The organism is Chitinophaga sp., from assembly GCF_017745275.1.
In the GTDB taxonomy this organism is placed as follows: Bacteria; Bacteroidota; Bacteroidia; order Chitinophagales; family Chitinophagaceae; genus Chitinophaga.
Map to the genome: position 1 here is coordinate 96,457 of NZ_JAGHZS010000002.1, position 12,126 is coordinate 108,582.

The 12,126-nt window shown below is 45.5% G+C and carries 9 protein-coding genes; 1 reads left to right on the forward strand and 8 read right to left on the reverse strand.

What is annotated here, in order from left to right:
- Window positions 1-105: 105 nt before the first annotated feature.
- The 6 genes from J7623_RS06220 to J7623_RS06245 form a co-directional block, all read right to left on the reverse strand.
- Window positions 106-2,403 (reverse strand): M56 family metallopeptidase, encoded by a 2,298-nt coding sequence (locus J7623_RS06220; protein WP_291918637.1) that lies wholly within the window; start codon window positions 2,401-2,403, stop codon window positions 106-108.
- 10 nt (window positions 2,404-2,413) lie between these two features.
- Window positions 2,414-2,803, reverse strand: a complete 390-nt coding sequence (locus J7623_RS06225) for a BlaI/MecI/CopY family transcriptional regulator (protein WP_291918639.1) — start codon at window positions 2,801-2,803, stop codon at window positions 2,414-2,416.
- Between the two features lie 127 nt (window positions 2,804-2,930).
- Window positions 2,931-3,788: a sterol desaturase family protein gene (locus J7623_RS06230; RefSeq protein ID WP_291918641.1), complete on the reverse strand. Its 858-nt coding sequence runs from the start codon at window positions 3,786-3,788 to the stop codon at window positions 2,931-2,933.
- Between the two features lie 126 nt (window positions 3,789-3,914).
- Window positions 3,915-4,784 carry a DUF4249 domain-containing protein gene (locus J7623_RS06235; protein ID WP_291918643.1) on the reverse strand — a complete coding sequence of 290 codons (870 nt, stop codon included), beginning with the start codon at window positions 4,782-4,784 and terminating at the stop codon, window positions 3,915-3,917.
- Window positions 4,785-4,805: 21 nt separating this feature from the next.
- Window positions 4,806-7,187: a TonB-dependent receptor gene (locus J7623_RS06240; protein ID WP_291918645.1), complete on the reverse strand. Its 2,382-nt coding sequence runs from the start codon at window positions 7,185-7,187 to the stop codon at window positions 4,806-4,808.
- A gap of 193 nt (window positions 7,188-7,380) precedes the next feature.
- Window positions 7,381-7,593: a hypothetical protein gene (locus J7623_RS06245; RefSeq protein WP_291918647.1), complete on the reverse strand. Its 213-nt coding sequence runs from the start codon at window positions 7,591-7,593 to the stop codon at window positions 7,381-7,383.
- Between the two features lie 108 nt (window positions 7,594-7,701).
- On the opposite strand from J7623_RS06245, the gene J7623_RS06250 reads away from it, so the two are divergent.
- Complete coding sequence (locus tag J7623_RS06250; RefSeq protein WP_291918648.1) at window positions 7,702-8,697, forward strand: AraC family transcriptional regulator; 996 nt, start codon at window positions 7,702-7,704, stop codon at window positions 8,695-8,697.
- A 45-nt stretch (window positions 8,698-8,742) separates the two neighbouring features.
- Here the strand turns inward: J7623_RS06250 and J7623_RS06255 are convergent, their stop codons facing one another.
- Window positions 8,743-9,372, reverse strand: coding sequence for an NAD(P)-dependent oxidoreductase (locus tag J7623_RS06255; protein WP_291918650.1), 630 nt, complete (start codon window positions 9,370-9,372; stop codon window positions 8,743-8,745).
- Between the two features lie 393 nt (window positions 9,373-9,765).
- Window positions 9,766-11,982: a sodium-translocating pyrophosphatase gene (locus J7623_RS06260; protein WP_291918652.1), complete on the reverse strand. Its 2,217-nt coding sequence runs from the start codon at window positions 11,980-11,982 to the stop codon at window positions 9,766-9,768.
- Between the last annotated feature and the right edge of the window lie 144 nt (window positions 11,983-12,126).

The window sequence follows — 12,126 nt, forward strand, 5'->3', positions numbered from 1 at the left end:
TCGTTGATTTGTTAACCTAAAGATAAGGGAACGCTTATAATAAAAAGTACCATTACCGTATGAACGGTAATGGTACGGATCTCATCTGCAATTGATTTGCAGTAATTAATTTTCTGTGTGTGTGCTGGAAGTATTGGTAGATCCTTTGATGGTGACATGATCTCCTTTCAGGTATTTGCTGTATTTGGCAGCTACGTCGTCGGGTTGTTTTACGCCATTGATAAACAAACCATTATTGTTTTTTTCCACGCTATAGTTTTGGATATCCAACAGGTGATCTGCGGCCATTTCGCGGATCACGTCCTGGCGGGCTTTGTCTGCTATTCTTCGTTGTTCATCCGCCATTTTCCTGGCTTTATCAGTCTGTGCTCTTTGTTCATCTGCTATTTTCCTGTTTTTGTCAGCAATGGCTCTGAGTTCATCCGCTTGTTTCCGGGCACGGTCAACTGCTGCTGTTTGTTCGTCTATTTCTCTGCTGATATCGGCTTGTCTTCTTTTATTTTCTTCGCGTATTTTACCTGCTTCCTGTCTGGCTTTGGCAGCGTCGGCGAGTGCTGCGGCTCTTTGCTTGCGCACATCTTCTATTTTTGCCTCGTTGGTTTCTGCTATCTCTTTCCGCAATTTGCCAGACTTATCCAGGTTGGCGTAGGCCAGGTTCAGATTTTTATTGATGGCGGCGAAGTCGATATTTTTGAGCGCTGCGGCGACTTCAGCCTGCGCTTTTGTCACCTCATCCCAATTCACATTTTTCATGGCTGCGAGGCTTGCTTTCCGGGCTTCGTCAGAAATATCATTCCAGTTGATATTTTTGGTGGCAGCCTGAATTTCTGCCTGCACTTTTTTCATATCTACTTCTTTCAGCTGTTTCATGGCCATTTGCACACTGCGCTGGGCCTCCCGGATTTGTCTGCGTACTTCCTCCTTGTCAGCCTTGTCATCGCACGATATATCTTTGATCTTCGTAGAGATGGTGATAGGCGTGCTGTCTGTCATTTGATAGAAGCTGGAGTTGAAGTTGAAGTCAAAGCTGGATGCGGGTACGGGTGGTACAGGTGGAATGGGTGGTAGGGGTGCTACAGCTGCCATGTTGCTTTTGAGAGGCGTCACCGGAGGCAATGGAGCCATTGGTGCCATTGGAGCCGGGGCGGCGGGATTAGGAGCTGGTGCAGGAGGAGGAGGTGGTGGTGGTGTCCCAATACCTGACAGGTCTATCGTAGTATCCGCAGTAATGGCGTCCAGTTGACGTCTGAACTGTTCTTTCGCTTGCCAGGAGGGCGTTACGACTGCATTGTGATCTGTTGAGTTATCACAGGGTAAGGAATCCTGGGCGTGTTTTTCAGCGAATAATTTTTGTCCGTTAGCGTTGTCTTTTCCTTTGGCCGGATTGAGCCAGGCAATGGATACAAGGCTGGTGGCAATGATCAGGACCGCTAAAAATTTCTGGCTATAATTAAGGTGTTTTGTTTTCATTTCCATGATGCGTTTAATGCGGTAAAACAGATGTTGTTTATTATCTGCAGCAGCCATGGTGAGCCGGTTGGCGGTTAACCGGTATTGTTCGAGCGCTACCAGTGCCTGCGCATATTGCAGCGGCTGTACGGTATTCGCAATAACCAGGTCATCGCAGCAGTGTTCTCTTTCTATACGGATGGTTTTTGAAATCAGCCATACGAAAGGATTAAAGAAGAGAATGGTTTCAACGATTGATTGGAAGATATTCAGTAGATAATCATTGCGTTTAATATGCGCCAGCTCGTGTAACAATACAGCTTCGAGTTGTGCTTCGCTGAGATTGTTGACCATGGCTACTGGCAGCAGGATCAAAGGTTTTAAAAAGCCCAGCATTACCGGTACCTGTACATGGCTGGAGATCAGCAGTTTTACCTTGCGCGGGATCTGCAACTGAGCAGCAAGCCGGTCCAGGTGTTTATCCCATGCGGCGCCCATGGGTTCTGTCCGCGTAGTACGGATTTGTTGCAATTGAAAAAGATCCGAGCATAATTTGATGGTCATCACTGCCATTCCGGCTACATACAACATAACGAGGAATGGAAAGCACATTTCCAGGTTAGGAAACATCCACACCAGCGGGTCCTGGCTGGGATATACCGGAGGCAGGGAAGTTGCTGCCGGTAAAGAAACGATGTGGTCCCCTGTGAACAGGATGCTTTCCCGTATTTCCTGTAGGCGTTGCATATGCATATACAATGTGGCCAGGAACCAGGTGAAAATGCCTGTCAATGATAGGAGGGAAAGGTTGTATCGGATTCTTGCACCGGCCAGTGGCCAAAGCTTTAACACTATTCGCAGACAGGCATGAATGAAGAATGCCTGCCATATGGAATGAAGAATCGTCCATCCCAGGGCGCGTACAAAGTCGCCCGTAATAGGTAATAAGTTCATGGTACCAGATTTACCTGTTGTTCTTTTGTTGTTTTTCTATTGCAGCTAAATACTCACGAATCTTTTCCAATTCCTCCTCCGATGACTGATGATGCCCCAATGCCTGCATGACCAGCTGTGATGCGGATCCGCCAAAGATGGTATCAATCATTTTATTGACCAGTTGTTCCTGCGTTTTTTGTTGTGAAATGGCAGCCGTATATACATGTGTTTTACTGCTGGTATCGCGATCCAGGAGTCCTTTCTCATGCATAATCTGCATTAACTTAAGTGTGGTAGTGTAGCCGGCATCTTTCGTTTGAGATAAGATATCATGTACCTCACGAACGGTGCTGGGGCCCTTTTCCCAAAGTACACCCAAAATTTCCAATTCACTTTCTGTAGGCCGGATCTGTTTCAAAGCAATGTGTATTAAAGGATGATGATTATTGTACGAATATCTTCGTAAACGAATGTACGACAGTTTTCGTAATAACCAAATAGTTTGAAAAATTTTTTCTGTTAAGATGTGTGCAAGCTGGTGTTTTCTATTCCTGTCGCAGCTGCCTGGTGGTTTTCCGGCTACCATCCGCGCTCCAGCCTGGCGCATCGAAGATATAATGCCACACTTCCCGTGGCGACCGGGCCGTCCGGATATCCCGCCAGATGTCTACCCATTCGTGGGTAGCTATACGGAAAGGGTTGTAGCTGTGTATGTTTTTGGTAAGGCCGTATACCGGGCGTTGTTTTTCCGCTGTGAACGTGCCAAACAGGCGGTCCCAGATAATGAGTATACCTGCATGGTTGCGATCCAGGTAGTCCAGGTCGGAGCCATGATGTACCCGGTGATGGGACGGGGTGTTGAAGATATATTCTATGGGAGCGGGCAGCTTATTGATGACTTCTGTATGAATCCAGAACTGGTAAATCAGGCTGATGGCCTGCATACTCATCACCATCACGGGATGAAAGCCCAGCAATGGCATCCAGAGCCAGAAAACAAAGGTGCCGGTCAGGTTACCGGTCCAGTTTTGCCGCAGCGCCGTAGCCAGGTTGTATTTTTGGGAGGAATGGTGGATCACGTGGGAGGCCCAGAAGAACCGGATAGTATGACTGCTGCGATGGAACCAATAGTAACTGAAATCATCTGCAAAAAAACATAATACCCATGCCCACCAGGTAAAGCCTAAGGTAAATAGCCGGAACTGATACAGAAAAAGGTAGATACCGAAGATGACGGTTTTGGTAAACAGCCCGATGAATACGTTGCCCAATCCCATAGCAATGCTGCTGACGGCATCTTTGGGTTCGTACATGTTCTTATGTTCGATAGTCGTAAATACAATCTCCAGTAAGATGAGCAGTACAAATCCTGGGATGGCATATGCAATTAGGTCGGGAGCCATATCGTTGTAACTTTCTGTTACGGAAGTTAACGATTTTTTGTCCCATTTGGAGGAATGTCCGGCATAAAAAAAGAGCAGCGGAATAACCCGCTGCCCTCAACTTTAACTAATACTAACCTACAAAACTTACTTATTCGGGAAGGTTATTTCGGATCTGCTCACTGCAGAAGTACCGAACCAGCCTAATATTCTTATTTGCCCGTTGGAGGAGGTATTCTTTACATTACTCTTTACATTTTCCAGTACTTTAGCAAATAAGCCACCAGCAGTTACCTGCTCATTTACCTGTTTCAGGAATTCGTAATCAGGATTGGTGATGGACCTGATTTTTACGATTGCTTTTTCACCTGCCAGGAATGGTTTGTCATAGTTGGTGATGCCTTCTGTAATGGGTAAAATAAACGATGCCCCATCAGATACACCACTGTCATAAGACCCATCTACTGAGAAATTATCTTCCAGGCGTTTCAGTGTATCATTCCGGTAAGAACGGATCCAGTAGTAATCCACGGCGTCTTTGATATCTTTGGCGTGGAAGGTAGCATAGTAACCTTCTTTACCACTTATGGATTCCTCTTTTGTTTTGAATTTGTAGGTGATAGAATCAATGGCTGGTACACGTTTGATAGTATCCAATGCTTCAAAGGTTTCTCCTTTATACACTACTTTCAGTTTGTACGCATGACCCACTATCCCAATTGCTTTGGCAGTGGCATCATAGCTATATGCTTTGTTTTTGAATGCAAATGGATAAGAAGCGCCACTGGTGACATCGTACAAAGTAATTTGTGCGTCGTCAATAACAGGAGCGGGATTATCATCTGTGTAGGGCACAGACATGGTGAATTTTATTGTTTGTGGTCCGGCTTCGTCAGTAATCCATGCATCCAGTACCGGGAAAGAAGTACCCTTCTTGATATTCAGGTCTACTTTGTCTTCGCAGGCCGTCAGCGTTGCTACGGCAGCAAATAATATGAGGAAGATTGAGCTTTTCATCTGATCTTAAATTTTGGACAATTAGAACTTAAAGTTATACGTGATACCTGGGATCACAGAACCGATGATAGACAAGCGGGTAGATTCACGTTTGGTAGGATCATCATCATTCTGTTTAAAGTAGATGGTATAAGCATTTCTGCGGGCATATACGTTATACAGAGAGATTACCCATTCTCCTTTCCAGCGTTTGGTTTGTTTACCTTTGATGGTCATTGATAAATCCAGGCGGTGGTAAGATGGTAAGCGGTAGTTGTTGCGTTTTTCGGTACTGTTATAAGGAATATCCCAGTCCTGGAACTCCAGCCTGTTATCCGCGAAGGTACCTGGTGTGCCGGAAGCAAATACCCAGTTACCAGACAGGGAGAGGCGTTTGTTGAGCGTATGTGTTACTACCAGGTTCAGGTTGTGGGTACGATCATAACGATTCAGGAACCACTCATTCATGCTGATACCAGGCGTTTTTCTTTCTGTGCGGGACAAGGTATAGCTTACCCAACCGGTAGTTTTGCCAATATCTTTTTTAGCATACAATTCCAAACCATAAGCACGTCCTTCGGAAGGCAGCAGATCTGCTTCGATCAGGGGATTCAACTGCAGGTTGGCGTTATCGATATAATCTAACTGGTTATCTGTTTTCTTATAAAATACTTCTGCGGAAAACTCATATGCATCATTAGGTGCATTGTAGAAATAACCGGCAGTGTATTGATCCGCAACAATTGGCTTCACATTATTGGTGCTGGGAGTCCAGATATCCAGTGGTGTAGGAGACGCGGTGTTGGAAAGCTGGTGCATAAACTGGGTAGTTCTGCTATAGGCCAGTTTTACGGCGTGTTCGTCTGAGAAAGCATACCTGGCGCTGATTCTGGGCTCAAAGTAATAGTAGCCCTTAATCAATTCATTGTCGCCATATGTTTTCATGTCCACCAGTCTTTTGCGGATCCCCGGTGTGGTATCAGCATAGAAATAAGCGGTGCTGTTGCCGATGAACTGGTAGGAAGACAGGCGGCCACCATATTGAACGCCGAATTTTTTGGTCGGTTTCCACTCGTGGTCAATATACACTGCAGATTCCAGTGCATGCTGATCGTACAGTTTTTTCACATTTTGGATATCGCCGTTCTCGCTGGTACCAGTACCAGGTTTGAAGGTATAATAGATACCCTGTACGCCAAAATGCAGGCTATTGGAGGAGTTGATGTAATACGTGAAAGATGGTTTTAAGCCATAGTTAATGATGTTGGAAGTCCAGTCGTATGCCTGCTTATCTTCATTGGCGCTCTTCTTGGATTCATTATTAAAGTTGAGATGATAATCATACTTACTATAGTAAGTAGTCAGGTTCAGGAACAGGCGGTTGGTGAAAACGTGGTTCCAGCGAAGGGTTGCGGTGCTGTTACCCCAGTTCATGTTAACATCTTTCCCAAATCCAAACACATCTCTTCCGAAGTAGCCACTCACAAAGAGGGAGTTGTTTTTATCAAATTTGTAGTTGGCTTTCGCGGTGATGTCGTAGAAGTTGAGTTTGGTATCTTTCATATCTCCCTTTACAAAAGGCTTCATCAGTATATCTATATAAGATCTTCTGGCAGCTACGATGAAGGAGCCTTTGTCTTTCACAATAGGAGCTTCTACAGACAGGCGGCTGAAAATATTACCAATACCACCGTTGATAGCGAGGTTTTGGTTGTTACCATCTTTCATGCGGATATCCAGTACAGAAGAGGTGCGGCCACCGTATTCTGCGGGGAACCCGCCTTTGATGAGGTTCAAACTTTTCACTGCGTCGGGATTGAATACAGAAAAGAAGCCGAGCATGTGGGTGGAGTTATATACGGGGGCTTCATCCAGCAGGATGAGGTTTTCGTCGCTGTTACCGCCGCGTACGTTAAAGCCGGATGAACCTTCCCCTACGGTATTTACACCGGGGAGTGTCTGAATAGCGCGCAGTACATCTACCTCACCCATGAAGGTGGGCATTTTTTTCATCTGTGCAATATCCAGTTTGTTGATGCTGGTGTTGAGGGTATTAACGGTCTTTTCCTGTTTCTGACCGTTTACGGTTACCACATTTAGCTGGCTGCTGGTGGCTTCCATGTTCACATCAATAGTGGTGTTCTTTTTCAGGTTGACAGTTGTTTTATAGGTACCGTAGCCCATATAAGAGAACTGTATTTCGTGCTCACCTGCGGGTAGGGTGAGGGAGTAGAATCCGTATTGGTTGCTGACAGTACCGATAGTGGTACCACTTTTACCGATAGAGATGCCTACCAGGCTTTCTCCATTTTGTTTGTCTTTAACGTAGCCGCTTACGGTATATCGTTGCTGCTGTGCTATAGTTGTTTGTCCTGCTAATAGGAGAAGGAGCAGAGACAGCAACAGGGTTGCCTTAGTTTTCATAAAAATTAAGTCCTTTGTTTGCATAAAATCCATGGCTTTTTTCGAGCATGTGCTAATAAGACGTGGCAAAAATATTATACCCCTACGTTGAATAGATTATTTTTTTTATAAATGAAATAAAGCCACTATAGCGGAGAACAAAACATTTCTTCGCTACGGTGACTTTAAATGTTGTACCGGGTATTAAAGATTTTTATTCGAGAATGTCACAATTGAAGCCCAGGCGGGTCACAAAATCGATGATTGTTTGCTCGGCGAGTGACAGGGGGCTGACTACACGTAATACTTTATCACAGTCTTCCAGGTCTACGCTACAGGCATTTATTGTAAATTGTGCAGAAATTGCGTTGATGACGTTGTTTCTATCCTGAACAGTTGTAATATTGGTACGGAATATTCCCATCATGGCGTAATTAATTTATTATTCGGAATATTTTTTATGCAAATTTGCCGTTGTTATCCCACATAGCTGTTACACGAAACGGATAAACACTTATACGAAACGGATTATTTTATGGGCATAGTTATTACCAATGATGCCAACCATGTACTGTTGAAGGAAAGTATGCCGTTTGACTACCGGAAGATCCGGTCCAGGGCCATCGTAGAGGAAACCCAGGAGATGCGGCATGATTTCGGGGCGGCCACGCTCCAGGAATATTGTTTTGATGGGATCAGTATGGCCTATTGTGAGGCTGATGTGTTTGAAAACATCCATATTCACGCAGAATTTAAGGAGCCACGGGTAGTGATGATGTTTATGGAGCAGGGCGAAGTCAGCACTTCCCTGGAGGGAAGGAAGGATTTCCGGTTTTCCAGCCTGGAGCACAACCTGATGTTTAGTCCCAGCTCCAGTGAGTCGGCGGATGTAAAGAAGCAGCGGGATATCCAGTTTATGGGGTTGAGCTTTATGCCTCACCGTTTTTTAGAACTGGCGGAAGATAATGGACGGGTGCTGGAGAGCCTGGCCAACGGCGTGGCCGGTAACCGGACTACCACCTTAGCAGAAAAGTTTAATCCCCGGATTACGCCGCGTATGCAGATGGTGATCGAAGAAGCGCGCCAGTGCCAGTTTCAGGGGGGACTTAAAAAGTTGTTCCTGCAATCGAAGACGATTGAGCTGCTGGCATTGCAGTGTGAGCAGGTGGAAACCACTTTTTTTTCCAGTAAGCCGGTAGTGACTAAAATTTCCGCATCCGATGTGGAGAAGCTGTATTATGCCAGGGACTTGCTGCTGCAGCATATGCAGCAACCTTTAAGCCTGGAGCAGTTGTCGCGGAAGGCGGGGTTGAATGAGTTTAAGCTGAAATCCGGGTTTAAAGCGGTTTTTGATAATACCGTATTTGGTTACCTGAGTGAGCGTCGACTGGAATTGGCGCGGGAGCTCATTTTGAGCAGCAATCAACCATTAGCAGATATTGCCGATGAAACAGGATATTCGTCGCCCCAGCATTTCAGCAATGCTTTCAGGAAGAAGTTTGGGGTGAGTCCTTCAAAGATAAGAGAATAAAAAAAACAGGACCAGCTTCCATGGCCGATCCTGTTTCCTATTATATTAATAAGCCAGCGTGAAACGTTGCTGGATATGTTTGGGTTGTTCCAGTTCATCTATCAGTGCCACTGCGTAGTCAGCGGTGGAAATCCTGCTTTCTCCTTTTTCATTAAATACTACCTGGTCTTTTCCAAGGCGGAATTTACCGGTGCGGGTGCCAGGTTCAATCATCATGGCGGGGCTTATCACGGTCCAGTCCAGGTCGTTGGTGGCTTTTATTACGTGGAAAGCATCGCGGGTGGCGGAAGCGCCTTCCTTCCATGCTGCCGGGAATTCCGGTGTATCCAGTAATTGCACGCCAGGTGCTATTTCCAGGCTGCCGGCGCCACTTACGGCGATCAGTCTTTTTATGCCTGCTTTTTTGGTTGCATTAATAATGGAATGTATCGCTTTCAGGTAAGTAGCGGAGTCGTGTGCGCTATAAGAGCTGATAACGGCCTGGTTGCCCGCCAGCAAAGCCGTTAAGGCTGCTTCGTCGGTAACATCTCCTTGTTTAACCGTCAGATGCGGGTTTTGCAGGGTTATTTTTTCCGGATTACGCACAATAGCGGTTACTTCATGACCTCTGTTCAATGCTTCGTTTAAAATTGCAGATCCTATGAATCCGGAAGCTCCGATGATGGCTACTTTCATGTGATTAATTTTTTATGATAATTAGTAATACAGCTTGCTGATGCTGATTGTTTTAATTGTGATAATAATTGTGACAGTTTTGGAATAAAAAAATACAGACATTTAATCTGTAATAATTTTAATTACAGTACAAAGTTAGGAAAGATCATTAAACCACCAAATTTTTTTGAGCAGAAAGTATAAAGCAGAAGGCAAAAAGCTATTGAAGCGGAGGTCTGTGAACAAGATTAGGCTAATGACGATGATGCTGATTACATTTTTAAGATTAAAAAGAAGAAGGGAGATCAAAGCGGATATACCTACTTTGATCTCCCTTTCTTTCTTATTTAAAAAATAAAAATCAGTCTAATCTTGTTCACAGACCTCCGCTTCAATAGCTTTTTGCCTTCTGCCTTATGCTTTCTGCTTTACCAGGTAAGCGGTTGCTTTGCTGCTGATGGTTTTAGCTGCAGGCGCCACTTTTTCTGTTTTAGCAGTAGGTGGTACCGGTGGTTGTTTGGTATGGAACATCTCCGCCAGCGTAGGCGCAATCACCAATGACACAATAGACATCAGTTTGATGAGGATGTTCATAGAAGGACCGGAAGTATCTTTAAACGGATCACCTACGGTGTCTCCTGTTACAGAAGCTTTATGTGGCTCAGACTTCTTATAGTAGGTTTCGCCGTTAATTTCAACGCCTTTCTCAAAGGACTTTTTAGCGTTATCCCAGGCGCCACCGGCATTGTTCTGGAAGATACCCATTAATACACCGCTCACAGTAGCACCAGCGAGGAATCCACCCAATACTTCCGGACCAGCCAGGAAGCCTATTAATAACGGGGAAATCAGGGCAATAGCACCTGGCAGTAACATTTCGCGGATAGACGCCTGTGTGGAAATAGCCACGCATTTATCGTATTCCGGTTTGCCGGTTCCTTCCATGATACCTGGTATTTCGCGGAACTGGCGGCGTACTTCTTCTACCATGGCCATGGCTGCGCGTCCTACGGCCGCAATAGCGAGGGAGGAGAAGATGAATGGAATCATACCACCAACAAATAAGCCGGCGAGTACGTTGGCTTTATAGATATCAATGCCCTGGATACCAGCCACACCCACAAAAGCTGCAAACAATGCCAGCGCGGTTAATGCAGCAGAAGCAATGGCGAAGCCTTTACCGGTAGCGGCGGTAGTGTTACCTACGGCGTCCAGGATATCTGTTTTTTCTCTTACATCTTTAGGTAATTCGCTCATTTCGGCAATACCACCGGCGTTGTCGGCAATAGGGCCAAATGCGTCGATGGCTAATTGCATAGCAGTGGTGGCCATCATGCCGGCTGCTGCAATCGCAACACCGTATAAGCCTGCCAGGTGGAAAGAACCGGCAATACCTGCTGCCAGTACAAGTATTGGCAGTGTGGTAGACTCCATACCAACAGACAAGCCTCCAATGATATTGGTAGCCGCACCGGTAGCCGATTGACGGATGATGGATTTAACCGGGCGTTTGCCCATTGCAGTATAATATTCTGTGATAATACTGATCAGCGTACCTACCGCCAGTCCGACCATAATAGCACCGAATACCTGTCCACGGGTGAACTCATGGCCACGTAATACCATGGAGCTTTCCGGCAGTATCCAGTTTACCAGGAAGTAAGAAACAACGGCCGTTAAAATAATAGAACCCCAGTTACCCATGTTCAGCGCTTTCTGTACCACGCCGGTGTTCAGTCCTGCGGAGTCACTGATTCTTACAAAGAAGGTACCGATGATAGAAAAAATGATACCTGCGCCGGCAATGATCATAGGCAGCAGAATAGGAGCGATACCGCCAAAGGCATCCTGGGAAACGGTTTCAGAACCCAGTACCATGGTAGCTAATACGGTAGCCACATAAGAACCGAACAAATCGGCGCCCATACCGGCTACGTCACCCACGTTATCGCCCACGTTATCTGCAATGGTAGCAGGGTTGCGGGGATCATCTTCGGGGATACCGGCTTCTACTTTACCTACCAGGTCAGCACCCACGTCGGCAGCCTTGGTGTAAATACCACCACCTACACGGGCAAATAATGCAATACTTTCTGCACCCAATGAAAAACCAGTGAGTACTTCAATGGTTTTGATCATTTCAGGCGTGTTAGCAGCGGCGCCGAAATATGATTTTAGTATAATGAATAAAGATCCGAGTCCGAGTACTGCCAGGCCAGCCACGCCCATACCCATTACAGAACCGCCGGTAAAGGACACCTGCAGTGCTTTGGCAAGACTGGTACGTGCTGCGTGCGCGGTACGTACGTTGGCTTTGGTTGCTATTCTCATACCAATGAAACCGGCTACCGCTGAAAATACAGCGCCTATCACAAAGGCCAGGGCAATAGACCAGTGGGAATTGTCGTGGGTAGCACCCATGTAACCCAATAGCAGCGCGGCTATAATAACAAAGTAAATCAGGACTTTATATTCAGCTTTAAGAAATGCCATAGCGCCTTCAGCAATGTGCTGGGCTATCTCTTTCATCTTGTCGTTGCCAGCATCCTGTCGTGTAACCCAGGCGCTCTTGACGGCCGTAAATAACAAAGCCAGTAATCCAAAACATGGTACGAGGTAAACTATATTCATGTAAGCGAAATTTATTAAAACGTGGTTGACAAAAAGAGTTTAGTAATGAATTAATAATAGGATTCCAAAAAAATATTCAAATGAATATAAAACATAAATTAATAATTGTGTAGGTAATAAATAAAATTATTACGCACATGCCCC